Below are 24,717 nucleotides of genomic sequence, written 5' to 3'. Positions count from 1 at the left end.
TCCGCCAGAGGCCCCATCGGAGTATTGCGTGGTGAACGTCGCCGTCGCCCTCAGCCTCCCTGTCCCGCCGTCCGCCGATCCCGCGCCGGATGGCGAATTCGGCCGCCTGGTCGCCCTGGCGCGCAGCCGGTCCTCGGATGACCGGCAACGGCTGCTGCTGGCCGTGGCGTCCCTGTGCGACGCCAATCCGCCGGGCGCCGAACTGTCGCCGGTCCTGTCCGAGATCTTCATGACCCTGGCCCGTCAGGCCGAGCGCGAGATCCGCGCCGTCCTGGCCCAGCGCCTGGCCACGGCCGACTGGGCGCCCCAGGCCCTGATCCACATGCTGGCCCTGGACGAGATCGAGATCGCCCGCCCCGTCATCGCCGCCAGTCCCCTGCTCAAGGACGACGACCTGCTGCGCATCCTGGTCGAGGCGACGCTGGAGCATCACATCGAGGTGGCGCGCCGCCCCAACCTGTCGGGCCGCCTGGCCGACGCCGTCATCGACCGGGCCGAACCGGCCGTCCTCACCGCCCTGGCCGGCAACCGTTCGGCCCAGATCAGCGAAGAGGCCCTGCGCCGACTGGTCGACAGCTCGCGCCGCATCGCCGGCCTGCGCGCGCCCCTGACCCGCCATCCGCGCCTGAACCAGCAGTTGGCGACCCAGCTGTATCAATGGGTGGGCCAGGCCCTGCGCCAGTCCATCGCCGAACGCTTCCGCATCGACGAGGCCTCCCTGGACGCCATCATCCAGGTCGCGGCCGACCGCGCCGCCGCGGCCGCCGCCTCGCCCCAATGGCGTCCGGCCGATCCCCCGGATTCGGAAACCGAGCGCCGCCTGATCGACAAGCTCAAGGCCGCCGGACAGTTGCGCCCCGGCTTCGCCGTCCGCGCCGTCCGCGAGGGCCGCCGCACCCTGTTCGAGCACGCCCTGGCCGCCATCGGGGAATTCCCCCTCGATCAGATCCGCGCCGCCGTCACGGCCGAGACGCCCCAGCCGCTCTATCTGGCCTGCGTCGCGGCGGGCATCGACCGGACCGCCTTCCTGTCGCTGCTGACCGACCTGCGCCGTCTCACCGACGGTCGCCCGGGCGAGGACGCCTACGGCCCCTGGACGCCCCTGGCGCTGGATGCGCGCGACGCCGCCCGGCTGTTCAACAAGCTGGAGCTGCGCGCGGCCGGTTGACGGCGCGCGCCGCGTCGGCTCCCTTTCCGGGGTGTCTTCGCCTCCCGCCCCCTCCTCCCTGGCCTTCGTCGCCAGCGACCGCCCCGAAGCCCAGGCGGCGCGCCGCCGGCTGGACGAACGCTACGGCTCTGTTCCCGTCGATCAGGCCCAGGTGATCGTCGCCCTGGGCGGCGACGGCTTCATGCTGGAGACCCTGCACGCCGTCCTGGGCCGCCAGGCGCCCGTATTCGGCATGAACCGCGGCTCTGTCGGCTTCCTGATGAACGACTATGACGAGGACGACCTGCCCGGCCGGATCGCGGCGGCCCAGCCGACCCGCATCCACCCGCTGCAGATGGACGCCATGACCCAGGCGGGCGAGGCCCATTCCGCCCTGGCCATCAACGAGGTCTCCCTGCTGCGCCAGACTCGTCAGAGCGCCAAGCTGCGGATCACCGTGGACGACCGCGTCCGCATGGAGGAACTGGCCTGCGACGGCTGCCTGGTGGCGACCCCGGCCGGATCGACCGCCTACAATCTGTCGGCCCACGGCCCCATCATCCCGCTGGACGCCCGGATGCTGGCCCTGACGCCGATCAGCGCCTTTCGGCCCCGGCGCTGGCGCGGCGCCCTGCTGTCGCACACCGCCCGGGTGCGTTTCGAGGTGCTGGACGGCGACAAGCGGCCGGTCAGCGCCACCGCCGACAGCTATGAGGTGCGCCATGTGGCCCGCGTCGAAGTGCACGAACGGCGCGACCTGGCCCTGACCATGCTGTTCGACGCCAACCGCTCGTTCGAGGAACGGGTCCTGGCCGAACAGTTCGCCTCCTGAAACGCCAGTGACGGGTTTTTAACGCCGCCGTCCTAGGCTCCTCGCGTAGAAGTGGAGCCAGAGCCGTGAGCAACCCCGCCCAGGTCATCCGTCCCCCCAATGCGCTGAAGGCCAAGGTCGGCGGCGGTTTCGGCATCGACGCCGGCGCCATCGCCCGCGCCGAAGAGGCGCTGAAGGCCATGTCGGCCCAGTTCGGCCAGTGGCTTCAGGACGAGATCACCAAGCTGGACCAGGCCCAGGCCGACATCCGCGACAAGGGCTATACGCCCGAGACGGCCGAGGCCCTCTATTTCCGCGCCCACGACCTGAAGGGCCTGGGCGCCACCTACCAATTCCCCCTGGTCACCCGCCTGGCCGGGTCGCTGTGCAAGATGCTGGACAATCCCGAGAAGCGTCTGGCCGCGCCGCCGATGATCCTGGACGCCCACATCGACGCCATCCGCGCCGTGGTCCGCGACGGCATCCAGACCGAGGATCACCCCACGGGGCGCATCCTGGCCGAGACCCTGGAAGCCCGCGTCGCCGAACACCTGGGTTAGGGTGTGACCCTCTAATCTCGTCACCCTCGGGCTTGTCCCGAGGGCCCATGGCGGCTTCAGGCCGGACATACGGCTGTTCCAGCCGTTGGCGAGGGTCATCCGCGTTCGAGGACGACGCAGGGATGGGCCCTCGGGACAAGCCCGAGGGTGACGGAGTGTCAAAAGCCTTTATGAAATGGGCTCGGATTTGAGTCCACGTCTTGGACGCGGGGCGACGCTTCGGGATCAGTCGACCGTCGAGCCTCTCTGGTCGCCGACCCGCGCCGCCAGGGCCGCGCCCATGAAGGCGTCCAGGTCGCCGTCCAGCACCCCCTGGGTGTCGCTGGTCTCCACCTCGGTCCGCAGGTCCTTCACCATCTGGTACGGCTGCAGCACATAGGATCGGATCTGGTGGCCCCAGCCGATGTCGGTCTTGGCGTCGGCCAGGGCCTGGGCCGCCGCCTCGCGCTTCTGCAACTCCAGTTCGTACAGGCGGGCGCGCAGCATCTTCCACGCCTGGTCGCGGTTCTGGTGCTGGGACCGGCCCGCCTGGCAGGCCACCACGGTGTTGGTCGGGATGTGCGTCAGGCGCACCGCGGAATCCGTCTTGTTGACGTGCTGGCCGCCCGAGCCCGAGGCGCGGTAGGTGTCGGTGCGGACGTCGGCCGGATTGATGTCGATCTCGATGGTGTCGTCCACCACCGGCGACACCCCGACCGAGGCGAAGCTGGTGTGCCGCTTGGCCGCCGCGTCATAGGGGCTGATCCGCACCAGCCGATGCACGCCCGATTCCGACTTCAGCCAGCCATAGGCGTTCGGGCCGGTGATCAAGAGGGTCGCCGACTTGATGCCCGCCTGTTCGCCGGCCTCCTCGGCCTCGACCTCGACCTCATAGCCGTGGGCGCGGGCCCAGCGGGTGTACATCCGCAGCAGCATCCCGGCCCAGTCGTTAGACTCGGTGCCCCCGGCGCCGGAGTTGACCTCCAGATAGGCGTCGTTGCCGTCCGCCTCGCCCGACAGCAGGGCCTCCAGCTCGGCGCGGGCGGCGCGGTCCTTGATCGATTTCAGACTCTCGCGCGCCTCGTCCAGCGTGGCCTCGTCGCCCTCCTCGTCGGCCATTTCGGCCAGCATGACGCCGTCCTCCAGCCCCCGCTCCATCTCCTTGACGGCGGTGATCTGGGCCTCCAGGCGCGAGCGTTCGCGACTGACGGCCTGGGCCTGGTCGGGATTGTCCCACAGGGTCGGATCCTCGACCCGGGCGTTCAGCTCATCCAGTTTTCTGACGGCGACATCCCAGTCAAAGACGCCTCCTGAGCAGAGCCACGCTCTGCTCGATGTCGGCCTTCATGGCCTCGACATCCGGTCTCATCGCAAACTCCAGCGACACAAGGTGAGCAGGCGACATAGAGCGCGCCGCCGGAAAAACAAACCCTCTCCCGAGGGGAGAGGGACGGACCCGCCGCGAAGCGGTGGGAGGGTGAGGGCGTCCGTGCTAAAATTGCGCTCCGCAACCCCTCACCCTTTCGCGCCAGAACGACGGCTACGCCGCCGTGCGCTCAAGCCCTCTCCCGCCGGGAGAGGGATGGAGTGATCAGTAAAGCCCGCTCAGATCCTCCGCCGGCTCCTTGCGGGTCGGCGGGGGCGGAGCCGCGACCGGCGGGGCGGTCACCGGCGGCGGGGTGCGCTGTTCCGATTCCCGGCGCAGCACGTCCAGATAGGCCTGCGGCCCCTCGGTGAACTCCTCGCGCGGGATTTCCTGCACGGCGCGTTCGGTGCCCGGACGGAAGGCCTCCTCTATGCCGTTGACCGTGCGGAAGATGGCGTTCCTGGGCCGCACGAAGGGCCGCGCCGGCCGATGTTTCAGGGCCTCGGTCATGAAGCTGGTGAACACCGGCACGGCGGCCGAGGCGCCCGCCTCGCCCGATCCCAGCGAGCGATTGTCGTCGAAGCCGATGAACACCCCCACCACGATGTCGGTGGTGAAGCCCACGAACCAGGCCGAACGGTATTCGTTGGTCGTGCCGGTCTTGCCCCCGACCCAGCGGCCCAGGCCCCGCGCGCTGGCCGCCGTGCCGCGCTGGACCACGCCTTCCAGCATCGAACTGATCTGATAGGCGGTGATCGGATCGATCACCTGGGTTCCGCGATCCTGCAGCCGCGGCGATTCCTGGCCCGAGAAGCCGCGCCCGCAGTCGCGGCATTGGCGACGGTCGGCGCGATAGATGGTCTCGCCGTTCCTGTCCTGGACCATCTCGATCAGATAGGGCTCGATCCGCCGCCCGCCGTTGACGAAGGCCGAATAGGCGGCGGTCAGGTCATAGGGCGTCGTCTCCCCCGCCCCCAGGGACACCGACAGGTTCGGCTGCAGCCGCTCCGACACCCCCATACGCCTGGCCAGGTCGACGACCTTGGTCATGCCCACCTGCTGGGCCAGGCGCACGGTCATGACGTTGCGCGACAGCTCCAGCCCCCGGCGCAGGGTCTGCGGCCCGTAATACTGGCGGCTGTAGTTCTCGGGGGTCCAGCGGGTTCCGTTCGGGCCCCCGGCGAAGCTGATGGGCGCGTCCAGCACGATCGAGGCGGGAGTGAAGTCGCCCTCAAGGGCCGTCGCATAGACAAAAGGCTTGAAGGCCGAGCCCGGCTGACGTCGCGCCTGGGTCGCGCGGTTGAAGCTGCTGAGGGCGTAGGAATAGCCACCGACCATGGCCAGCACCCGGCCCGACTGCGGATCGATGGCCACCAGGGCGCCGTTCACCGCCGGCACCTGGCGCAGGGCGTACTGCCCGTTCTGGGGTTCGACGAAGATCAGGTCGCCGCGTTTCAGCGGCCGGTTGGCGTTGGCCCAGGCCGCGTCCGAAACGACCAGGCTGCCGCTGCTGTCGTCGCGGGCGATCCGCACCCGCACCGCATTGCCCGCCACGCTCTCGACCGCCGCCGCCTGCCAGCTGCGTCGCTCGGCCGGCACCGTGCGCCTCAGCGCCGCCTGCTGCCAGCCGGGCGCGAAATCGGTCGTCCCCCAGGCGCCGCGCCAGCCGTGGCGGCGATCATAGTTTTCCAGCCCCTTCATCAGGGCGTCACGCGCGGCCGACTGCAGCGTCGGGTCCAGGGTCGTGCGCATGTAATAGCCGCCGCCGTTCACGTCCTCCTTGCCGAACAGGGCGATGGCGCGCCGACGCGCCTCCTCCACGAAGAAGTCCGCGTCGCGATAGGCCGCCCTCTGGGGCGCATCATTGGTCCGCAGCGGCCGGGCCCGCGCCTCCTCCAGCTGGGCGGCGGTCAGCCAGCCGTTCTGGGCCATTTCCCCCAGCACCCAGTCGCGCCGCCCCTTGGCCGCCGCCGGATGCCGCTTGGGATGATAGTTGTTCGGCCCCTTGGGCAGGGCCGCCAGGAAGGCCGCCTCATCCGGCGTCAGCTGGCTCAGGCTCTTGCCGAAATAGTTGTAGGCGGCCGAGGCCACCCCATACGACCGATAGCCCAGGAAGATCTCGTTCAGATACAGTTCGAGGATCTGCTCCTTGGTCAGCACCCCCTCCAGGCGGCTGGACAGGATGGCTTCCTTCAGCTTGCGGTTCAGGCTGCTCTCGCTGGTCAGCAGGACGTTCTTGGCCACCTGCTGGGTGATGGTCGATCCGCCTTCCAGCCGCCGGCCGGACACGGCGTTGAAGACGTTCTTGAACATGGCCCGGCCGATGCCCGAGACGTCGATCCCGCCGTGCTGGAAGAAGTTGCTGTCCTCGGCCGCCAGGAAGGCCTGCACCACCGGGGTGGGGATCTGCTCATAGGGCACATAGATGCGCCGCTCGTCCGAGAATTCGCCGATCAGGGTGCCGTCGCCGGCATAGACCCGCGTCGCCGTCGGCGGCCGATAGTCGGCCAGTTCGTTCGCGTCCGGCATGTCGTGGAACAGCCAGGCCGCATAGACGGCCACGATCAGACCCGCCAGGGCGATCCCGCCCAGCAGGACGATCCCCGCCAGCACGAACCAGCGCTCCGCGACCTTGACGCCGATCTTGACCAAGAAACAGACTCCGCGCCGCGCGCTCCTGTCTCCGCTTTAGCCCGCGTCGCCGGGCGCGGCTAGGGGATCGACGCAAGACGGCGTCCGAACCGCCGCCGGGGTCCGCCGACCCCTCCATCTGGCCGAACGGCGTTGCGGTATCGCGCCCGCGCCGTTAGGTTTTTTGGCAAAGAGGGGTTTAAACATGCGATTTCTCGTTGGTGGCGCCATGGCGCTCGGCCTGCTGAGCGCCGCCGGTTCCGTATCGGCCCAGGTGACCTATAATTTCCAGGGCGGCCTTTATAACTCCATCATAAACGGCGGGGCCTGCGTGGTCGGTGAATGCGCCACCTTCACGGCTGCGGATCGCGCCAACGCCTCGATCACCTTCGCCGCCCCTCTGGCGCCGAACCTGACGAACGTCGACGTCTCGGCCCAGATCACGGCCTACAGCTTCAGCAACGGCGTCACCTCGACCGTCGGCCCCGGCCCGAACGCCGCGATATACCAGGCTCTTGTCACCACTGACGCCGGCGGAACCCTGACGAACTACTCGATCCTGCTGGAGCGCACGCCCGGCCCGCCCTACCCCGTCGGCGATCCCGCCGACGCCAACTCGCGGTGGAGCTATGTTGCATTCACGCCTAGCTCCGGCAACGCCTACGCCAACGCCGTATGCCTGGCTCGTTTCGCCCCGGCTGCTGTGTCGGGCCCGGGCGCCTGTGGCAACATCTTCATCGACGCGGGGACCAGCATCGGGGGCGCCTCCACTCCGACCACCTTCTCCCTCGTCACTCCGACACCCACCGTCCCCACTCTTTCGGAATGGGCGATGATCCTGTTTGCCCTGCTGCTGGCGGGCGGCGCGGCGGTTGTGATCCAGCAGCGTCGGACGGCCTGATCCACCATCCGTCTCGTCTCACGTTGATCGGACGTTTGCACGCCTGCCCTTGGCGTCGCGTCTCCGGCGCCTAGATTCATGGGCCTGATCCAAAGGAGACGCCCCATGGAAGTCCTGTACCGCGCCCACGCCACGGCATCCGGCGGCGGCCGTGAAGACGGCCGTTCGGCCACCGACGACGGCAAGATCGACGTGAAACTGTCCACCCCCGCCGAAATGGGCGGCAAGGGTGGCGACGGGACCAATCCGGAACAGCTGTTCGCCACCGGTTACGCCGCCTGCTACCTGGGCGCCCTGCGGCTGGTGTCGGGCAAGGCCGGAAAGCCCGTCGCGGCCGAAACCCGCGTCCACTCCACGGTCGGCTTCGGCAAGAACACGCGCGGCGAGGGCTTCAACCTGGACATCGCGCTGAAGGTCACCGACCACGGGCTTGAGCAGTCCGTCATCGACGACCTGATCCAGAAGGCCCACGCCGTCTGCCCCTATTCGAACGCCACGCGCGGCAATGTGGACGTGGCCCTGAGCGCGCAATAGCCTCCCCTCCGTATCGGAGGACGCCATGGCCGACCCTCAGGTCCTGATCGCCGGCGCCGGGCCCACGGGCCTGGCCGCCGCCCTGTTCCTGACGCGGCAGGGCGTGCCGGTCCGCATCGTCGATCCGCTGGCGCAGCCCATCGCCACCTCAAAGGCCCTGGGCGTCAATCCGCGCACCCTGGCCTTGCTGGACGACACCGGCGTCACCGCCGCCATCCTGGCCGAGGCGCAAGCCATGCGCGGCCTGTCGATCCACCGGCGCGGCCGTTCCCTGGCCGAAATCAGCCTGGACTGGCCCGCTCTGGGCGCCGACCATCCCATGGTCATCCTGCCCCAGGCCCGGACCGAGGCCCTGCTGACCGCCGCCCTGGCCGAGCGGGGCGTCACGGTCCGGCGCGGCGTCGCCGTCCAGGGCCTGACCCAGACCCCCGACGCCGTCACCGCCCGCCTCAGCGACGGATCAGACCTGAGCGTCCCCATCCTGTTCGCCGCCGACGGCGCCCACTCCCCCGTCCGCAAGACGCTGGGCCTGGACTTCCCCGGCGACGCCTGGGAGGAACCCTGGCATTTGCTCGATGTCGATCTGACCGGCCCTCCGCCCGACCGGGGCTGGATCGACCTGCGCCCTTGGGGGCCTTTCGTCTGCCTGCCCTTCTCCGGCTCCACCTTCCGCCTGATCGGTCCAGGTCCAGACCTTTTGGACCGCCTGCCCGACGGCTGGACCGCCGGAACCGTCCACTGGCGCTCCGACTTCCGCATCTCGCACCGCATGGTCGAGAGGATGAGCGTCGGCCGCGTCTGCCTGGGCGGAGACGCCGCCCATATCCATTCCCCCATCGGCGCACGGGGCATGAACCTGGGGATCGAGGACGCCTTCGTCTTCGCCGCCTGCGCCGCCGACGCCCTGAACGGCCAGGCCGGCCGGCTGGACGACTACGGCCGCCTGCGCCACACCGTCGATGCGGCCGTGGTCCGCAATGTCCGCGCTCTGACCAGCCTGGTGCGCGATACGTCGCCCGCCGCCGACCTGGGCCGCCGCCTGATGCTGCCCCTGGCCGCGCGCCTGCCCTTTGTCGTCAACCGGGCGCTGAAGGTGGGCATGGGCCTCGACCACCCTGTGAGGGTGCGCTAATCCCGCCTCCATGACCTCCCCGCTCCCCAATTCGCCTTTAGGGGCCACGCCCGATCCGCTGCTGACCCTGGAACCCGCCCGCCAGGCGACGGTGCGCGAGGTGTTCGGCATCGACAGCGACATGACCGTGCCGGTCTTCGCCGAGCGCGACAGCCATGTGCCCGAGATGGACGAGGCCTATCGCTTCGATCCCCAGACCACCCTGGCCATCTGCGCCGGCTTCGCCCACGACCGCCGGGTGATGGTCCAGGGCTATCACGGCACCGGCAAGTCGACCCATATCGAACAGGTGGCCGCCCGCTTGAACTGGCCCCTGGTGCGCGTGAACCTGGACAGCCACGTGTCGCGCATCGACCTGGTGGGCAAGGACGCCATCGTCCTGAAGGACGGCAAACAGATCACCGAGTTCCGCGAAGGCATCCTGCCCTGGGCCATCCAGCGGCCGATCGCCCTGGTGTTCGACGAATACGACGCCGGCCGCCCCGACGTGATGTTCGTGATCCAGCGCGTGCTGGAGGCTCAAGGGCGCCTGACCCTGCTGGACCAGAACCGGGTGATCCGGCCCAACCGGTTCTTCCGCCTGTTCTCGACCACCAACACCATCGGCCTGGGCGACACCTCGGGCCTGTATCACGGCACGCAACAGATCAATCAGGGCCAGATGGACCGCTGGTCCATCGTCACCACCCTGAACTACCTCGACCACGACGTGGAGGCCGAGATCGTCACGGCCAAGGCGCCCGAGTGGAACACCGCCGACGGCAAGCGCGCCATCGCCGCCATGGTCCGCGTCGCCGACATGACCCGCAACGCCTTCATGAACGGCGACATCTCGACCGTCATGTCGCCCCGCACCGTCATCACCTGGGCCCAGAACGCCACCATCTTCAACGGCGACCTGGCCCTGGCCTTCCGCCTGACCTTCCTGAACAAATGCGACGAGCTGGAACGCCCGACCATCGCGGAGTTCTATCAGCGGGCGTTCGGCGAAGACCTGCCCGAGGCGGCGACGCGGGTGAAGGTGGGGTAAGAGGCATTTGACTTCGCCGACAACCTAAAGAAGTCTCGCCACCGGGGAGGCTTCGGTATGGCAAGCAATAAAAAGCGCGGTAGCTCCAAGGCCGGTAAGGCCGTCAAGGTCGCATTCAAGCAGGACTGGAGCATTGGTAAAGCTTCAGCCGAAGCTGACCAGCAGCTGTTAGATGCATGCTTCGTCGATACGGGCGCCCTTGAGCAGCTGATCGACACAGACAGCAACGCATCCATCGTCCTCGGGCGCGTCGGAGCTGGGAAAAGCGCCCTGCTTTCTCAGATCGAGTCACGGAATAAGCGTGTTTCACGCATCGACCCGTCGCTCTTTTCTATCAAGTATATCTGCAACTCCAGCGCCCTAGAATTTGTATCCGAGCTGGGCGTAAAGCTTGATCCGCTTTTTCAGGCGCTGTGGAAGCACGTCCTCTGTGTAGAGTACATAAGAATTCGCTTTAATATTAAGAGCGAAAAAGACGCCAATAATGTATGGACGCAGATAACGAACTACTTTCCCGCTAATGACGTGAAGCGTCTAGCATACGACTATTTTCGAGAATTCGGCGGCGTAGAATTTTGGCAAACGACCGAGGTTAGGCTCAAGGAAATTGATCAAAAATTAGAACGACAAATAACCACAGATTTAAATATTTCTTCCGACATAATTAAGGCTGGCGCAAAAGGGGCGCGAAGCCTCACAGAGTCACAGCGCGTCGAGGTCGTCAACAACGCGAAGACATTCATAAACAACATCCATATGGCAGCGTTGCAGAACGTCGTCTCTGCACTAGCGGAAATGGATGAAGGGAACCATGGCGCGAAGTATTTTATTGTCATCGACGACCTCGATACGGAGTGGGCCGATACAGAGGTGCGTCACCGTCTGATCCGCGCCCTTATCGAATCCATACGCCGGTTCAGACCTATAAGGCAGCTCAAGATCGTCGTCGCTATGCGCGTGGACCTGCTCGAAAGTGTGGTCGAGACAACGCGTGACGCCGGCCTACAACTGGAGAAACTTGAAGACTTTTTCCTCCGCCTATCGTGGACGGATCAGGAGCTAAAGCAGCTTATCGATCTTCGCATCAACCACGCTCTAAAGAGCAAATACACGCGCGCAAAGCTCGAATTTTACGACATTTTTCCGCGCGAGGTACGGCAAAAGGTAACGCTGGACTACATTCTAGAGAAAACGCTGAAAAGGCCCCGAGATGCGATCTTATTTGTGAATGAATGCTTCAAATCAGCGTCTGGACGGACAGAGATGACGCCGATCCTCGTTCAAGACGCGTATAGGAATTACTCAGCGTCTCGACGCCTGTCCATTCTTGAGGAGTGGAATGACGTTTACCCTGACCTCAAAGATCATCTTGATTTCGTGTCCGGTTGGAAGTCGCGCACTCAGTTCAAGGACATTTCAATACATCAAATCAATAAGCAGCTTCTGAAATATTTTGGCAAAGATGCCTCAAAGGACCCGGTCTCTGCATCAATGGTCAAGCTAGTGAACGCTAAAGGTGACGTGTCGGCCGCTTATGAGGCTTCAGCTCAACTTCAGAAGCTTCTTTACGCTCTGTTCGCTGTCGGCGCTGTGGGATTCATTTTTCCACCGGCCAATCATGTGGTTTGGGCAGGAAATCAATTTGGAGGAATGTCTGAGACTGCCATCGACTTGGAAACGGTCGTAGTCATTCATCCCATGCTGGCCAACGCCCTAGGGGTCAACGTGAACGCCTAGAACTTGGCCGGAAATATCACTAGGCCACCCCGCCACCGCACTCTCCAGCCCCTTCTCATCCCCCGCGAACAGCGCCCGCACCGCCTCCTCATAGCCCGGCAGGTCCCCCGCCAGCGCCGTCATGAAACGATAGGCCGCGTCCCGCGTCTTCCGCGCCCGGTCCGGCCCCTCGGCCTCGCGCATCGCGGCCTCGACCAGTTTCCTCAGCGCCACCGACGCCCCGCCCGGCTGGTCGGACAGCCAGTCCCAGTGGCGGGGCAGCAAGGTCACCTCCCGCGCCGTCACCCCCAGTTTCGGCCGCCCCGGCCCGCGTTTCGCCTCTGGCGCCGCCTCGGGCAGGCGCGCCAGGGCTGTCTCCAGATCGCCGCGCAGGTCGAACTCCACCGTCCGCCCCGTCGCCCGGTCGAACACCAGAACCGATCCGCCCGCCTCCGTCGCCGCCTTGACGGCGGGCAGCAACTCGCGCGGCGTCCCCTTGGCGATCAGGTCGTGACCGTCGAAGGCCAGGCAATACAGGTCGGGGGCGGGCGTCATCGGGCGTCTCCTCGGAATGAGACGCGGATTTACCCGGACGAAATAAGCCCGTCAATATTGTCCGGGTAAATTCTTCAGCCCAGACCCAGACCGGCGTAGATCTCGGGCTTGAACCCCGCCACCCGCCGGTCGCCCAGGTCCAGGATCGGCCGTTTGATCATCGACGGCTGGGCCAGCATCAGCGCCACCGCCCGCTCGGCGTCCAGCCCCGCCTTGTCGGCCTCGGGCAGGGCGCGGAAGGTCGTGCCGGCCCGGTTCAGCACCGTCTCCCACCCCAGTTCGACGACCCAGGCCTCAAGCCGCCCGCGCTCGATCCCCGCCTTCTTGTAGTCGTGGAAGGCGTGGGCCACCCCGTGCTGGTCCAGCCAGGTCCGGGCCTTCTTCACCGTGTCGCAGTTGGGGATGCCGTAAAGGGTGATCATCCGCCCGCCTCAGACGCCCAGCTTGGCCTTCAGTATGTCGTTGACGGCGGCCGGGTTGGCCTTGCCGCCGGTGGCCTTCATCACCTGGCCGACGAACCAGCCCAGGGCCTGGGGCTTGTCCTTCACGGCCTCGGCCTTGTCGGGGTTGGCGGCGATGATCTCGTCCACCGCCTTTTCGATGGCGCCGGTGTCGGTGACCTGTTTCAGGCCGTGCTTTTCCACCACTTCGGCGGGCGAACCCTCGCCGTTCCAGACGTGATCAAACACTTCCTTGGCGATCTTGGACGAGATGATGTCGGTCTCGATCAGTTCGACCAGCTGGGCCACATGGGCGGCCGGCAAGGGGTTGTCGTCAAAGTCGCGGCCGTCCGCCGCCAGGCGCGCCGACACCTCGTTCGTGACCCAGTTGGCCACCAGCTTGGCGTCGCGGCCCTTCGCCGCCGCCTCGAAATAGTCGGCCTTGGCCTGTTCCGAGATCAGCACCCCGGCATCGTATTGCGACAGGCCATAGTCGGCCATGAACCGGCGCCGCTTGTCGTCGGGCAATTCAGGCAGCGAAGCCGCGATCTCGTCGATCCACGCCTGTTCCAGCTCCAGCGGCAGCAGGTCCGGGTCGGGGAAGTAGCGGTAGTCCATCGCCTCTTCCTTGGACCGCATCGAGCGCGTCTCCCCGGCGTTGGCGTCGTACAGGCGCGTCTCCTGGTCGATCTTGCCGCCGTCCTCCAGGATCTCGATCTGGCGGCGGGCCTCATAGTTGATGGCCTGGTGGATGAAGCGGAACGAGTTGACGTTCTTGATCTCGCAGCGCGTGCCCAGGTGGCTGAAGTCGCCGGTCGCCTTGAACTTGTCATAGCCGCCCGCGCGGCACACCGACACGTTCACATCGGCGCGCAGATTGCCTTTCTCCATGTCCCCGTCGCAGGTGCCCAGATAGATCAAGATGGTCCTGATCTTCTTCACATAGGCCACCGCTTCGTCCGGCGTGCGCAGATCGGGCTTGGACACGATCTCCATCAGGGCCGTGCCGGCCCGGTTCAGATCGACATAGCTCTCGGTCGGCGAAAGGTCGTGAATCAGCTTGCCCGCATCCTGTTCCAGGTGCAGCCGCTCGATGCCGACATTGAAGAAACTGCCGTCGTCCCGCTCGACCTCCACCACGCCCTCACCGACGATGGGGTGATACAGCTGGCTGATCTGATAGCCGGTGGGCAGGTCGGGATAGAAATAGTTCTTGCGGTCGAACTGGCTGATCCGGTTGATCCGGGCCCTCAGGCCCAGGCCGGTGCGAACCGCCTGTTCGACGCAGAATTCGTTCAGCGTCGGCAGCATGCCGGGAAAGCCCGCATCGACCAGCGATACCTGCTCGTTCGGCCCGGCGCCAAAGCCGACGGCGGCCCCGGAAAACAGCTTGGCCTTCGACGCCACCTGGGCGTGGATCTCCAGCCCCATGACGATCTCCCAGGCGCCGGTGCGGCCCTGGATGGTGTTCGGATTGGCGACGGTCGTATCGGTCATGCGGATCACATAGCCGCTGTCGCCCCGAAGCGGGAGGGCCTCTACGCCGCAAAAATACACAGCCTGACACATTAACTCACCGCATAGTGAGCATTGACCACCACGCCATCCGCCCCCCATCCTGCCTTCGGGAACGGAGGGAACGGCCATGAGCGATCGGCATCCGGGAAAGATCGGCCGCAGAGGTCTGCTGAAGGCCGGCGGCACGGGTCTGGCCATCGCCGGGGCGGCCCCGGCTTCGGCCGCGCCGCGCGACAGACGCCCCGCCCCGCCCGGCTTCCTGTGGGGCACGGCCATCTCGGCCTATCAGAGCGAGGGCGGCAACACCAACGCCGACGCCTGGCTGATGGAGAACATGACCCCCAGCATGTTCAAGGAGCGGTCGGGCGACGCCTGCGACAGCTATCACCGCTTCGATCAGGATTTCGCCCTGGCCCAGGCCCTGGGCTTCAACTGCCATCGCTTCGGGGTGGAATGGGCGCGGATCGAACCCAGCGAGGGTCATTTCTCCAATGCCGCCCTGGACCACTACGCCCGCATGCTGGACGCCTGCCTGTCGCGGGGCCTGGCGCCCGTCATCACCCTGAACCACTTCACCACCCCCCTCTGGTTCGCCCAGCGCGGCGGGTTCGAGGTCGAGGATTCGCCGGACCTGTTCGCCCGCTATTGCCGCAAGGTGGTCGAGCGGCTGGGCGACCGGATGCATATCGTCACCACCTTCAACGAGGCCAACATCCGCCTTCTGGTGGACCTGATGCCCCAGTCCGAGGCAGGACGTCAGGCGATCTTCGCCGCCATCGCCGCCGCGGCGCGGGCGACGGATTCGCCGCGTTTCTCTCGCCTGGCCTTCGCCCCGGCCGATATCGCCGGCCCTCTGATGCAGCAGGCCCACCGCCTCGCCTATGACGCCATCAAGACGGTTCGGCCCGACCTGCCCGTCGGCCTGACCCTGACCACCCAGGACATCCAGTCGCCCGGCCGCCCCGACCTGGTCCGGGTCTATCAGGATCGGCTGTATGGCGACTGGATCGAGGTGGCGCGCAGCCACGCCGATGTCTTCGGCGTCCAGACCTACACCCGTTTCGTCGTCGGCGACGACGGGGTCCAGGCGCCGCCTCCGGGCGCCGAGATGACGATGGCCGGCTATGAATTCTATCCGCAGGCCCTGGCCAATACGATCCGCTGGGCCCACGCCGAGATCGGCAAGCCGATCTATGTCACCGAAAGCGGGGTGGCCGTGGCCGACGACGCGCGCCGCATCGCCTTCATCGACGCCGCACTGGACGGTGTGCGGCAATGCCTGGACGAAGGCATCCCGGTTCACAGCTACCTCTACTGGTCGCTGCTGGACAATTTCGAATGGACGTCGGGCTACGGCGTGCCCTTCGGCCTGACGGCGGTGAACCGCGAGACCTTCGAACGCACCCCCCGCCCCAGCGCCCTTCACCTGGGCCGCATCGCCCGCGCCAACCTGATCTGACGAAGGCCCCCATCCAGGTTCAACCAGCCGGTAGCGAGGGGGCTTTCGTCCGCCGGAAATGATCGCGGATGGCATCGGTGATCCGCTTGGGCGCTTCGAGGGCGACAGTGTTGCTGAACCGCAGAACGGTCCAGCCCAGGGCTTCGATACCCGACTGCCGATAGTGATCCTCCAGCGCGACATCGTCCCGCCCATGAACCCCGCCATCGATCTCGATCACCAGCCTAAGCGGATCACACGCGAAATCGACGACATAGGGGCCGACCGGATGCTGCCGACGGAACTTCAGCCCATCGATTCCCCCGGCCCGCAGCAGGCTCCACACCCGCTGCTCCGCCAAGCCGCTCCTCCGTCGCAACGACCTCGCGCGCTCAACCCTTCCACTACTCACTTCCCTTCTCCCAATGGGAGAAGGTGGCCTGGCGGAGCCAGGTCGGATGAGGGTCGGCTCTCGACGTTCAACACGCGACCCTCACCCTCCCACGCGCGATGCGCGCGGGTCCCTCCCTCTCCCAATGGGAGAGGGTTCAGGGCTACCACCACGTCTCCGGCTTGCCCGTGAACCCGGCCGCATCTTCCAGCGCCTTGCCGACGCGGAACACCGTCGCCTCGTCCAGCGCCTTGCCGATGACCTGAAGGCCCAGCGGCAGGCCGCCGGAATCCAGGCCGGCCGGCACCGAAATCCCCGGCAGTCCGGCCAGATTGGCCGTCACCGTGAAGACGTCGTTCAGATACATGGTCACCGGGTCGATCTGCGTGTCGCCCAGCGCAAACGCCGCCGACGGGGTGGACGGCGTCAGCACGGCGTCCACCTGGTTCCAGACATTGTCGAAATCCTGGGCGATGCGGCGGCGCACCTTCAGCGCCTTGACGTAGAAGGCGTCATAGAAACCCGCCGACAGCACATAGGCCCCGATGGTCAGGCGGCGCTGGACCTCCTTGCCGAAGCCCTCGGCCCGGCTGGTTTCGTACAGGTCGTTCAGGCTGGACGCCTTCTCGGCCCGGTGGCCGAACCGCATCCCGTCGTAGCGGGCCAGGTTCGACGACGCCTCGGCGGGCGCCACGATATAATAGGTCGGCAGGGCGTATCTGGTGTGCGGCAGGCTGATGTCGACGATCTCGCAGCCCGCGGCCTTCAGCCATTCGACGCCGCGGTCCCACAGGGCCTGAATCTCGGCCGGCATGCCGTCCACCACATATTCGCGCGGCACCCCGATGCGCAGCCCCTTGACCCCCTGGCCCACCGACCGGGTCCAGTCGGGCGTCTCGATGTCCAGGCTGGTGGAATCCTTGGCGTCATAGCTGCACATCGACCGCAGCATCAGGGCCGCGTCGGCGACGGTCTTGGTGATCGGCCCGGCCTGGTCCAGCGAACTGGCGAAGGCGACCATTCCATATCGGCTGGCCCGGCCATAGGTCGGCTTGATCCCCACAGTCCCCGTAAAGGCCGCCGGCTGGCGGATCGACCCGCCGGTGTCGGAAGCCGTGGCCGCCAGGCACAGGTCGGCGGCGACCGCGCTGGCCGACCCGCCCGACGATCCGCCCGGCGTCAGCTCCGCGTTCGACGCCTTGGACTTCCACGGGTTCTTCACCGGGCCGAAGGCGCTGGTTTCATTCGACGAGCCCATGGCGAACTCGTCCATGTTCAGCTTGCCCAGCATCACCGCCCCGTCGCGCCACAGATTGGCGGTGACGGTCGATTCATATGGCGGAACAAAGCCGCGCAGCATGTTGGACCCGGCCGCCGTCTGGACCCCCTCGGTGCAGAATAGGTCCTTGATCCCCAGCGGCGCGCCTTCCAGCGCCCCGCCCTGCCCGGCCGCGATCCGAGCGTCCGACGCCTTGGCCATCGCCATCGCCTTGTCGACGGTGACCTGGACATAGGCGTTCAGGGCCGGGTTGGCGGTGTCGATGGCGTTCAGGAAGGCGCCGGTGATCTCTTCGGATGAGAACGTCTTCTTCTTCAGGCCGTCGACGGCCTCGGTCAGTGTCAGTCGGGTCAGGTCAGACATGGAATCCTCCTTCTCCCCTCGGGGGAGAAGGTGGCTCGCGGAGCGAGACGGTTGAGGGGGCTGTTTCAGCAATGCGAACGGCAAAGGACGAGCGGAAGGCCGGCGCCCCCCTCATCCGAGCAGCTCCGCCGCCCACCTTCTCCCCCAAGGGGAGAAGGATCGAGACGAGCGCGGTCATTCGACCACCTTGGGCACGACGAAGAAGCCGTCGGCGGACTTGGGCGCGTTCGACAGGACCGCGTCCACCTTGGCTCCGTCGGTCACCACATCCGGCCGCATCTTCAGCCGCGCGGCCACGTTCGAGGTCATCGGCTCGACGCCCTGCACATCCACCTCGTCCAGCTGCTCGATCCATTTCAGGATGCCGTTCAGCTCGGCGGCCAGCGGTTCCAGCCGGTCCTCAGGGGTCTTGATGCGGGCGAGGTGGGCGACGCGCCTCACCGTCGCGGCGTCGATGGCCATGCGGCCCTCCGATATGCGCGAATGATCAGAAACGGCGGGATTAGCCGCCCGGCCGAGGTTTCACAAGGCGTCGCCCCGGCCGCGCCGGGTTCAGGCCGCCGGCTGCGCCGTCACCGCGGTCGGCGCCGCCCCGTCCTCGCCCGTCTTCCAGGCCAGGATCAGGCGTCGTTTCTGGCTGCCTATACGGGTGGTCTCGGGGTCCATCACGCTCTCCTCGACCTCCAGATCGACCACCCCGGGCGCCGCGCGCAGCAACCGGTAATCCAGGAAGTCGCCGATCCGGAACACCCGCCATCCCTGGCCCGCGTCCACATAGAAGGCCACGTAGGTATAGAGGCCGTTCATCGCCGGATCGCCGCCCGCCGTGCCGAACAGCTTGGCCTCCTGTCCTTCCAGCCGGTCCAGCCTGGCCACCGAGGCGGCGGTCTGGACCATGGCGTCGGTCTCGGGCCCCAGGGTCTGGGGCGCCCCGGCGGGGGTCAGGGCCGCGCTCCGCGCGGGCGCCGACCGGGCGGCCGGGTTCAGGGCCGCCTGTCGCCGGTCGCCGGCCCCGCCGTCGCAGGCGCTGAGGGCCAGAAGGGTGCATACGAACACAAGGGGACGCGCCATGGGGCTCTCCTTCGTCCAGGACGCCCCATCCTGCCTCTGGACAGGCTCCCGCGCCAGCCCTACCGCAGGACCGTGCCCGTTCTCGATCTTCTCGACCTGCCCGCCGCCTCGCCGCCCGGCACCCCCTGGCTGGGGCTGGACCTGGGCGAGGCCACCATCGGGGTGGCGGCCTCCGACGCCTCGCGCCTGATCGCCAGCCCCCTTGTCCTGATCCGAAAGACCAAATTCACGCCGGACGCCGAACAGTTGTTCAAACTGATGGACCAGCGCGGGGCCAGCGCCCTGGTCATCGGCCTGCCGGTCAATATGGACGGGACCGAGGGGCCGCGCGCCCAGTCGTGCCGCGCCTTCGCCCGCAATCTGGACCGTATCCGCCCCGTCAATGTCGCCTTCTGGGACGAGCGGCTGTCGACCACGGCGGTCGAACGCTTCCTGATCGACGAACTGGACCTCAGCCGCAAGCGCCGCGCCGATGTGGTGGATCGCACCGCCGCCGCCTGGATCCTGCAGGGCGCCCTGGACCGCCTGCGGGCATGAGCGCCCTGATCGACGGCTTCGCGCCCGTCTTTCTGATGATCGCCCTGGGCTGGGGGCTGAAAGCGTCGGGGTTCCTGACCGGCGACGCCTGGAAGCCGGTCGAGCGGCTGACCTATTTCGTCTTCTATCCCGCCTTCCTGATCCCGGCGATCTGGCAGGCGGACTTCAGCGGCGGGGCGGCGGGCGTCGTCGGCCTAGCGACCCTGGCCGGGGCCATGACCCTGGCCCTGGCGGCCTTCCTGGTCCGGCCCCTGCTGCGCCTGGACGGCCCGGCCTACACCAGCGTCTTCCAGGGCGTGATCCGCTGGAACGGCTTTGTCTTCATCCCCGTGGCGGCGGCGGTGTTCGGCCAGGGGACGGTGGGCCTGGCCGCCGTGGCCCTGGGCTCGCTGGTGCCCTCGATCAACCTTGTCTGCGTCCTGGTGCTGTCGAAATGGGGCGCGGGCCAGGGCGGCGGCTGGCGCGCCGTGGGCCGGTCCCTGTGGATCAACCCGGTCGTCTGGTCCTGCGTCATCGGCACGGCCCTGAACCTGACCGGCCTGGCCATGCCCGCCCCCCTGGTCCAGCCGACCGCCATGCTGGGCGGGGCCGCCATCGTCCTGGGCCTGATCGTCGCCGGGGCGGGCCTCAGCTTCCGCGACGCCGCCGGCCGGCCGGTCACCGTGGGCGCGGTGACGGCGATCAAGCTGCTGGTCGTCCCCCTGGTCATGGCCGGATTCGCCCATCTGCTGGGGGCCGACCGCACCGCCTTCGGCATCGTTCTGCTGGCCGGGGCCACGCCCGGGGCGGCCGCCTCCTACGTCCTGGCGCGCCAGATGGGCGGGGACGCGCCCCTGATGGCCTCGGTCGTCGCCTTCACCACCGTGGGGGCCGTGGTCACCATGCCCCTGCTGCTTTGGCTGTTCGGCTATCTGTGAACGGCTGGCGCGAAGCGTTCCGGCGGCCTATAGCGGCGTCTCGATGACCCAGGCCGACGTCACCGACACCATCCGGCAGCGGCTGCTGCCCTTCCCCCGCGATCATTTCCTGTCGGCCACCGACCTGAATCCCCCGGCGGCCCTGGCGCTGCTGGACCTGGCCGAGGCCTTCGTGGATTTCAACCGCCAGTCGGCCAAGGCGCTGGACCTGATGGCCGGGCGCACCGTGGTCAATCTGTTCTTCGAGAACTCGACCCGCACCTCCTCCTCGTTCGAGATCGCGGCCAAGCGGCTGGGCGCCGACGTCGTGACCATGCCGGTCGCCGCCAGTTCGGTGAAGAAGGGCGAGACCCTGATCGACACGGCCGTGACCCTGAACGCCATGAAGCCGGACGTGCTGGTCATCCGCCACGGCGCCTCGGGCGCGGCGGCCCTGCTCAGCCAGAAGGTCGGCTGCGCCGTGGTCAACGCCGGCGACGGCCGGCACGAGCATCCAACGCAGGCCCTGCTGGACCTGCTGACCCTGCGCCGGGCGTTCGGGGATGTGGGCGGGCTGACGGTCGCCATCTGCGGCGACATCGCCCACAGCCGGGTGGCCCGCTCCAACATCGCCCTTCTGACCATGATGGGCGCCGAGGTGCGGCTGATCGGGCCCCCGACCCTGGTGCCGGGCGACGCCGACCGCTGGGGCGTGGCGGTCTTCCACGACATGAAGGAAGGGCTGGACGGCGCCGACGTGGTCATGATGCTGCGTCTGCAGCTGGAGCGGATGGACGGCGCCCTGGCCCCCTCGACCCGCGAATATTTCCGCTTCTGGGGCCTGGACCGCGAAAAGCTGGCCTGGGCCGCGCCGGGCGCCAAGGTCATGCACCCCGGCCCGATGAACCGCGGGGTCGAGATCGATTCCGACGTCGCCGACGACCCGGCCGTGTCCCTGATCCAGGACCAGGTCGAAATGGGCGTCGCCGCGCGCATGGCGGTGCTGGCCGCCTTGTCCGAACGCCGGTCGGGAGACGCCTGATGACCGTATTCGCCATCGTCAACGCCCGCCTGCTGGACCCGGCCTCCGACCATGACGGCCCCGGATCGGTTCTGATCGAGGACGGCCGCATCGCCGATGTCGCGCGCGGAACCGCCGCCGCGCCGTCCGGCGTCGAGACCCTCGACGCCGACGGCCTGTGCCTGGCGCCCGGCCTGATCGACATCCGGGTCCGCACGGGCGAACCGGGCGCCGAGCCGAAGGAGACGCTGAAGTCCGCCGCCCTGGCCGCCGCCGCCGGAGGGGTGACCACACTGGTCGTCCAGCCGGATACGGACCCGGCCATCGACGACCCGGCCATGATCGACTTCATCCAGCGGCGCGGCGCGGCCCTGGGCCTGGTCAACATCCGCGCCGCCGGGGCCGCCACCAAGGCCCTGGGCGGCGAGCGCATGGCCGAGATCGGCCTGATGGACGAGGCGGGCGCGCTTTATTTCACCGACGGCGACCGGGTCATCCGCAACAGCCGCACCCTGATGCGGGTGATGAGCTACGCCACCGCCTTCAACGCCCTGATCGCCTGCCGTCCCGCCGATCCGTGGCTGGCCGAGGGGGCCGTGGCTGCCTCGGGCGAACTGGCCACCCGCCTGGGCCTGTCGGGCGTTCCGGCGGTGGCCGAGCGCATCGGGCTGGAGCGGGACCTGGCCCTGGTCGAACAGACCGGCGTACGCTTCCTGGTCGATCAGATCTCGACCGAGGGCGCGCTGGGGACCCTGGCCCGCGCCCGTTCGCGGGGGTTGGAGGTCGCCGCCAGCGTCTCGATCAACCACCTGTGCTTCAACGAGGTGGACATCGGCGACTACCGCACCTTCTGTCGGCTGGACCCGCCGCTGCGGCCCGAGAGCGACCGGCAGGCCCTGATCGAGGCCGTGCGCGACGGCCTGATCGACGTGATCACATCCGCCCACGCCCCCGCCCCGGCCGAGGACAAGCGCCGCCCCTTCGCCCAGGCCGCGCCCGGCGCCGTGGGCCTTGAGACCCTGCTGCCCGCCGTCCTCAGCCTGCATCACGAACACGGGCTGGACCTGCTGGAGGTGCTGCGGCCCCTGACCCAGGGACCGGCGGCCCTGCTGGGGCTGGACGCGGGCGCCCTGTCGCCCGGCGCCCCGGCCGATCTGGTGCTGTTCGATCCGTCCGCCCCGGTGGTGATCGACGCCGACGCCCTGCGGTCCAAGTCCAAGAACACCCCTTTCGACGGGCGCCGCCTGCAGGGGCGGATCAGGACGACCTGGGTCGGCGGACGACAGGTGTTCGGCCACGGCTGACGTGCTACACAACCGCCAGACGATTCAGGGGCGGATTGGGGGGACTGACGGTGCAGGATCTGGTCGCGCCGGCCATGACGACGCTGGGGCTTACAGCGGTCGGCGGCTATCTGCTGGGCTCCGTCCCCTTCGGCGTGATCCTGACCCGCGCGGCCGGCGCCGGCGATGTGCGCAACATCGGCTCGGGCAATATCGGCGCCACCAATGTGCTGCGCACCGGGCGCAAGGACCTGGCCCTAGCCACCCTGCTGCTGGACGCCGGCAAGGGGGCGGCGGCCCTGCTGATCGCCCGCTGGCTGTTCGCCAATGACCTCGCCGCCGCCGTCGCCGGGGGCGCCGCCTTCCTGGGGCACCTCTTCCCCGTCTGGCTGGGCTTCAAGGGCGGCAAGGGGGTCGCCACCTTCTTCGGCCTGATGATCGCCGCCTGGTGGCCGCTGGGCCTTGTCGCCGCGGCGATCTGGCTGGTGACCGCGGCCCTGTTCCGCATCTCGTCCCTGTCGGCCCTGGTCGCCTCGGCCGCCACCCCCATCCTGTCCCTGCTGCCGATCGCGGCCCTGGGCCTGCCGACGGCCATGCCCATCACCCTGCTGGCCGCCTTCGCCGCCGTCCTGATCTGGGCCCGCCACCACCAGAATATCGCCCGCCTGCTGAAGGGGACCGAACCCCGCATCGGCGCGAAGACGGCGTGAGCCTGGACCCGGCCGAGCGGTTCGCCCGGCTGCGGCTGGCCCGCACCGAACGCATCGGCCCGGTCGCCTTCGATCAGCTTCTGAAACGCTTCGGTTCGGCGCAGGGCGCGCTGGACGCCCTGCCCGGCCTGGTGCGGCGCGCCGGCGGCGCCTCGACGCCGCCCTCGGTTCAGGCCGTCGAGGCCGAGATGGCGGCCGGCGACCGGGCCGGGGCCCGGCTGATCGTGGTCGGCGACGCCGCCTATCCGCCCCTGCTGGCCGCCGTCGATCCGCCGCCGCCGGTGCTGTGGACCCTGGGCGACCCGGACCTGCTGTCACGTCCCTCTCCCGTCGCCGTCGTCGGCGCCCGCATCGCCTCGGCGGGCGGCCAGAGGATCGCCCGCGGCCTGGCGCAACAGCTGGGCCAGGCGGGCCATGTCGTGGTCTCGGGCCTGGCCCGCGGCGTCGACGCCGCCGCCCATGAAGGATCCCTGCCCACCGGAACCGTCGCCGTCCTGGGCGGGGGCGTCGACGATGTCTATCCGCCCGACAACGCCGCCCTCTACGCCCGCATCCGGGCCGAGGGCTGCATCGTCTCGGAAAGCCCCATGGGCGCCCGGGCCCAGGCGCGCGACTTCCCGCGCCGCAACCGCATCATCTCGGGCCTGTCGCGCGGGGTGGTGGTGGTCGAGGCCGAGATCCGCTCCGGCTCCCTGATCACCGCCCGGCTGGCGGCCGAACAGGGGCGCGACGTCTTCGCCGTGCCCGGCTCGCCCCTGGACCCCCGGTCGCGCGGCCCCAACGACCTGATCCGCAACGGCGCCATCCTGTGCGAGGGGCTGGAGGACATCCAGCGCGCCTTCTCCACCCTGCGATCCCTGGGCGAGCCGCCCGCCGACGATCCGTTCCGCGACGCGCCCGGGCAGATTCCCGACGCCCTGCTGGACCGGGTGGCCGCCCTTCTGTCGCCCGTCCCCACTCCGCGCGACGAACTGGCCCGCGCCCTGGACCTGCCCGTCGCCACCGTCGCGGCGGCCCTGCTGGAGCTGGACCTGGCCGGCCGCGCCACCCTGCTGCCCGGCGGCCTGGCCTCGCTTTAGCCGGACCTATGTGCGCCGCGTCCGCCGCCGCGGTTCGCGTTCCACCTCCACCGGCCCCGGCCGGGGCGCCGGCTGGGCCGCCAGCCGGGCGGCCACGTCCAGGGCGCACCCCAGGGTCTCGTCCCCGTCCCAGCGCGCCATCTGGGCCAGCTCCACGGCCATCGCCCCGATATATTCGCGCACCGGAAACTCCAGCGGCGCCTGCGGCTCTCCCTGCGCCTGGGGCGTAGAGGCGACCTCCGTCAGGGTCGGGCGATCAGGCTGGGCCATGGTTCTTCCTCCGGTATTCCACTACACACAACCTTAACGAGATGATCAAGCGCTTGTTC

25 protein-coding genes are annotated in these 24,717 nt (G+C 68.3%); 15 read left to right on the top strand and 10 right to left on the bottom strand.

The window, feature by feature from the left end; translation table 11 throughout:
* The first annotated feature begins 28 nt into the window (after window positions 1-28).
* The 3 genes from KF910_RS02160 to KF910_RS02150 all read left to right on the top strand — a co-directional run bounded on the left by KF910_RS02160 (window position 29) and on the right by KF910_RS02150 (window position 2,518).
* Window positions 29-1,168, top strand: a complete 1,140-nt coding sequence (locus tag KF910_RS02160; protein ID WP_292258572.1) for a DUF2336 domain-containing protein — start codon at window positions 29-31, stop codon at window positions 1,166-1,168.
* 31 nt (window positions 1,169-1,199) lie between these two features.
* Entirely contained in the window at window positions 1,200-1,979 is a 780-nt protein-coding gene (locus KF910_RS02155) for an NAD kinase (protein ID WP_292258571.1), read from the top strand.
* Window positions 1,980-2,044: 65 nt separating this feature from the next.
* Window positions 2,045-2,518 carry an Hpt domain-containing protein gene (locus KF910_RS02150; RefSeq protein WP_292258570.1) on the top strand — a complete coding sequence of 158 codons (474 nt, stop codon included), beginning with the start codon at window positions 2,045-2,047 and terminating at the stop codon, window positions 2,516-2,518.
* A 225-nt stretch (window positions 2,519-2,743) separates the two neighbouring features.
* Here the strand turns inward: KF910_RS02150 and prfB are convergent.
* Both prfB and KF910_RS02140 read right to left on the bottom strand, forming a co-directional pair.
* A protein-coding gene (gene prfB / locus KF910_RS02145; RefSeq protein ID WP_292258569.1) for a peptide chain release factor 2 occupies window positions 2,744-3,866 on the bottom strand; the annotation gives its coding sequence in 2 pieces (ribosomal slippage) (window positions 2,744-3,796 and window positions 3,798-3,866; 1,122 coding nt in all).
* Window positions 3,867-4,088: 222 nt separating this feature from the next.
* Window positions 4,089-6,506 (bottom strand): penicillin-binding protein 1A, encoded by a 2,418-nt coding sequence (locus KF910_RS02140; RefSeq protein ID WP_292258864.1) that lies wholly within the window; start codon window positions 6,504-6,506, stop codon window positions 4,089-4,091.
* Window positions 6,507-6,699: 193 nt separating this feature from the next.
* Between KF910_RS02140 and KF910_RS02135 the strand changes: the two genes are divergently transcribed.
* The 5 genes from KF910_RS02135 (at window position 6,700) to KF910_RS02115 (ending at window position 11,828) form a co-directional block, all read left to right on the top strand.
* On the top strand, window positions 6,700-7,395 hold the full coding sequence (locus KF910_RS02135) for an IPTL-CTERM sorting domain-containing protein (protein ID WP_292258568.1): 696 nt from the start codon (window positions 6,700-6,702) through the stop codon (window positions 7,393-7,395).
* Window positions 7,396-7,500: 105 nt separating this feature from the next.
* Window positions 7,501-7,929 (top strand): organic hydroperoxide resistance protein, encoded by a 429-nt coding sequence (locus KF910_RS02130; RefSeq protein WP_292258567.1) that lies wholly within the window; start codon window positions 7,501-7,503, stop codon window positions 7,927-7,929.
* A gap of 25 nt (window positions 7,930-7,954) precedes the next feature.
* Complete coding sequence (locus tag KF910_RS02125) at window positions 7,955-9,061, top strand: FAD-dependent oxidoreductase (RefSeq protein WP_292258566.1); 1,107 nt, start codon at window positions 7,955-7,957, stop codon at window positions 9,059-9,061.
* Between the two features lie 10 nt (window positions 9,062-9,071).
* Window positions 9,072-10,091 carry a cobaltochelatase subunit CobS gene (gene cobS, locus KF910_RS02120; protein ID WP_292258565.1) on the top strand — a complete coding sequence of 340 codons (1,020 nt, stop codon included), beginning with the start codon at window positions 9,072-9,074 and terminating at the stop codon, window positions 10,089-10,091.
* Window positions 10,092-10,148: 57 nt separating this feature from the next.
* The gene (locus KF910_RS02115; RefSeq protein ID WP_292258564.1) at window positions 10,149-11,828 is read left to right on the top strand and encodes a P-loop ATPase, Sll1717 family; all 1,680 of its coding nucleotides are present in this window, start codon (window positions 10,149-10,151) and stop codon (window positions 11,826-11,828) included.
* Here the strand turns inward: KF910_RS02115 and KF910_RS02110 are convergent.
* The 3 genes from KF910_RS02110 to gatB form a co-directional block, all read right to left on the bottom strand.
* Window positions 11,805-12,362, bottom strand: a complete 558-nt coding sequence (locus KF910_RS02110; RefSeq protein ID WP_292258563.1) for a DUF2239 family protein — start codon at window positions 12,360-12,362, stop codon at window positions 11,805-11,807. The two genes, KF910_RS02115 and KF910_RS02110, sit on opposite strands and share 24 nt — an antisense overlap.
* Window positions 12,363-12,436: 74 nt before the next feature.
* A complete protein-coding gene (locus KF910_RS02105; RefSeq protein ID WP_292258562.1) occupies window positions 12,437-12,784 on the bottom strand; it encodes an arsenate reductase in 348 nt (115 codons plus the stop codon).
* Window positions 12,785-12,793: 9 nt separating this feature from the next.
* Window positions 12,794-14,299 carry an Asp-tRNA(Asn)/Glu-tRNA(Gln) amidotransferase subunit GatB gene (gene gatB / locus KF910_RS02100; protein WP_292258561.1) on the bottom strand — a complete coding sequence of 502 codons (1,506 nt, stop codon included), beginning with the start codon at window positions 14,297-14,299 and terminating at the stop codon, window positions 12,794-12,796.
* Between the two features lie 148 nt (window positions 14,300-14,447).
* Between gatB and KF910_RS02095 the strand changes: the two genes are divergently transcribed.
* On the top strand, window positions 14,448-15,779 hold the full coding sequence (locus KF910_RS02095; RefSeq protein WP_292258560.1) for a glycoside hydrolase family 1 protein: 1,332 nt from the start codon (window positions 14,448-14,450) through the stop codon (window positions 15,777-15,779).
* A 19-nt stretch (window positions 15,780-15,798) separates the two neighbouring features.
* Here the strand turns inward: KF910_RS02095 and KF910_RS02090 are convergent, their stop codons facing one another.
* The 4 genes from KF910_RS02090 to KF910_RS02075 all read right to left on the bottom strand — a co-directional run bounded on the left by KF910_RS02090 (window position 15,799) and on the right by KF910_RS02075 (window position 18,862).
* Window positions 15,799-16,170 (bottom strand): endonuclease domain-containing protein, encoded by a 372-nt coding sequence (locus KF910_RS02090; protein WP_292258559.1) that lies wholly within the window; start codon window positions 16,168-16,170, stop codon window positions 15,799-15,801.
* Window positions 16,171-16,312: 142 nt separating this feature from the next.
* The gene (gene gatA / locus KF910_RS02085) at window positions 16,313-17,791 is read right to left on the bottom strand and encodes an Asp-tRNA(Asn)/Glu-tRNA(Gln) amidotransferase subunit GatA (protein ID WP_292258558.1); all 1,479 of its coding nucleotides are present in this window, start codon (window positions 17,789-17,791) and stop codon (window positions 16,313-16,315) included.
* A 174-nt stretch (window positions 17,792-17,965) separates the two neighbouring features.
* Window positions 17,966-18,253, bottom strand: coding sequence for an Asp-tRNA(Asn)/Glu-tRNA(Gln) amidotransferase subunit GatC (gene gatC / locus KF910_RS02080; RefSeq protein ID WP_292258557.1), 288 nt, complete (start codon window positions 18,251-18,253; stop codon window positions 17,966-17,968).
* Window positions 18,254-18,343: 90 nt separating this feature from the next.
* Complete coding sequence (locus tag KF910_RS02075; protein ID WP_292258556.1) at window positions 18,344-18,862, bottom strand: hypothetical protein; 519 nt, start codon at window positions 18,860-18,862, stop codon at window positions 18,344-18,346.
* A gap of 72 nt (window positions 18,863-18,934) precedes the next feature.
* Here KF910_RS02075 and ruvX point away from each other — a divergent pair, with 72 nt between their 5' ends.
* The 6 genes from ruvX to dprA are packed head-to-tail and all read left to right on the top strand — an operon-like array spanning window position 18,935 to window position 24,388.
* Window positions 18,935-19,399: a Holliday junction resolvase RuvX gene (gene ruvX / locus KF910_RS02070; RefSeq protein ID WP_292258555.1), complete on the top strand. Its 465-nt coding sequence runs from the start codon at window positions 18,935-18,937 to the stop codon at window positions 19,397-19,399.
* Window positions 19,396-20,316, top strand: a complete 921-nt coding sequence (locus tag KF910_RS02065; RefSeq protein ID WP_292258554.1) for an AEC family transporter — start codon at window positions 19,396-19,398, stop codon at window positions 20,314-20,316. The genes ruvX and KF910_RS02065 overlap by 4 nt, the downstream gene beginning before the upstream one ends.
* Window positions 20,317-20,359: 43 nt before the next feature.
* Window positions 20,360-21,337 carry an aspartate carbamoyltransferase catalytic subunit gene (locus tag KF910_RS02060; RefSeq protein ID WP_292258553.1) on the top strand — a complete coding sequence of 326 codons (978 nt, stop codon included), beginning with the start codon at window positions 20,360-20,362 and terminating at the stop codon, window positions 21,335-21,337.
* Window positions 21,337-22,620, top strand: coding sequence for a dihydroorotase (gene pyrC / locus KF910_RS02055; protein WP_292258552.1), 1,284 nt, complete (start codon window positions 21,337-21,339; stop codon window positions 22,618-22,620). The genes KF910_RS02060 and pyrC overlap by 1 nt, the downstream gene beginning before the upstream one ends.
* Before the next feature lie 50 nt (window positions 22,621-22,670).
* The gene (gene plsY, locus KF910_RS02050; protein WP_292258551.1) at window positions 22,671-23,309 is read left to right on the top strand and encodes a glycerol-3-phosphate 1-O-acyltransferase PlsY; all 639 of its coding nucleotides are present in this window, start codon (window positions 22,671-22,673) and stop codon (window positions 23,307-23,309) included.
* On the top strand, window positions 23,306-24,388 hold the full coding sequence (dprA, locus tag KF910_RS02045; RefSeq protein WP_292258550.1) for a DNA-processing protein DprA: 1,083 nt from the start codon (window positions 23,306-23,308) through the stop codon (window positions 24,386-24,388). Before plsY ends, dprA begins: the two co-directional genes overlap by 4 nt.
* A gap of 6 nt (window positions 24,389-24,394) precedes the next feature.
* Here dprA and KF910_RS02040 read toward each other — a convergent pair whose 3' ends face one another.
* Window positions 24,395-24,658, bottom strand: a complete 264-nt coding sequence (locus KF910_RS02040; protein ID WP_292258549.1) for a hypothetical protein — start codon at window positions 24,656-24,658, stop codon at window positions 24,395-24,397.
* Between the last annotated feature and the right edge of the window lie 59 nt (window positions 24,659-24,717).

It is taken from the genome of Brevundimonas sp. (assembly GCF_019636155.1).
In the GTDB taxonomy this organism is placed as follows: Bacteria; Pseudomonadota; Alphaproteobacteria; order Caulobacterales; family Caulobacteraceae; genus Brevundimonas.
This window is presented reverse-complemented; position numbering and strand designations above follow the sequence as displayed.

What these genes read in the sequence shown, in the direction of transcription:
- KF910_RS02135 (WP_292258568.1), top strand. Translation starts at nt 6,700, where the DNA reads ATGCGATTTCTCGTTGGTGGCGCCATGGCGCTCGGCCTGCTGAGCGCC.
- KF910_RS02130 (WP_292258567.1), top strand. Translation starts at nt 7,501, where the DNA reads ATGGAAGTCCTGTACCGCGCCCACGCCACGGCATCCGGCGGCGGCCGT.
- KF910_RS02125 (WP_292258566.1), top strand. Translation starts at nt 7,955, where the DNA reads ATGGCCGACCCTCAGGTCCTGATCGCCGGCGCCGGGCCCACGGGCCTG.
- cobS (WP_292258565.1), top strand. Translation starts at nt 9,072, where the DNA reads ATGACCTCCCCGCTCCCCAATTCGCCTTTAGGGGCCACGCCCGATCCG.
- KF910_RS02115 (WP_292258564.1), top strand. Translation starts at nt 10,149, where the DNA reads ATGGCAAGCAATAAAAAGCGCGGTAGCTCCAAGGCCGGTAAGGCCGTC.
- KF910_RS02110 (WP_292258563.1), bottom strand. Translation starts at nt 12,362, where the DNA reads ATGACGCCCGCCCCCGACCTGTATTGCCTGGCCTTCGACGGTCACGAC.
- KF910_RS02105 (WP_292258562.1), bottom strand. Translation starts at nt 12,784, where the DNA reads ATGATCACCCTTTACGGCATCCCCAACTGCGACACGGTGAAGAAGGCC.
- gatB (WP_292258561.1), bottom strand. Translation starts at nt 14,299, where the DNA reads ATGACCGATACGACCGTCGCCAATCCGAACACCATCCAGGGCCGCACC.
- KF910_RS02095 (WP_292258560.1), top strand. Translation starts at nt 14,448, where the DNA reads ATGAGCGATCGGCATCCGGGAAAGATCGGCCGCAGAGGTCTGCTGAAG.
- gatA (WP_292258558.1), bottom strand. Translation starts at nt 17,791, where the DNA reads ATGTCTGACCTGACCCGACTGACACTGACCGAGGCCGTCGACGGCCTG.
- gatC (WP_292258557.1), bottom strand. Translation starts at nt 18,253, where the DNA reads ATGGCCATCGACGCCGCGACGGTGAGGCGCGTCGCCCACCTCGCCCGC.
- KF910_RS02075 (WP_292258556.1), bottom strand. Translation starts at nt 18,862, where the DNA reads ATGGCGCGTCCCCTTGTGTTCGTATGCACCCTTCTGGCCCTCAGCGCC.
- KF910_RS02065 (WP_292258554.1), top strand. Translation starts at nt 19,396, where the DNA reads ATGAGCGCCCTGATCGACGGCTTCGCGCCCGTCTTTCTGATGATCGCC.
- KF910_RS02060 (WP_292258553.1), top strand. Translation starts at nt 20,360, where the DNA reads ATGACCCAGGCCGACGTCACCGACACCATCCGGCAGCGGCTGCTGCCC.
- pyrC (WP_292258552.1), top strand. Translation starts at nt 21,337, where the DNA reads ATGACCGTATTCGCCATCGTCAACGCCCGCCTGCTGGACCCGGCCTCC.
- KF910_RS02040 (WP_292258549.1), bottom strand. Translation starts at nt 24,658, where the DNA reads ATGGCCCAGCCTGATCGCCCGACCCTGACGGAGGTCGCCTCTACGCCC.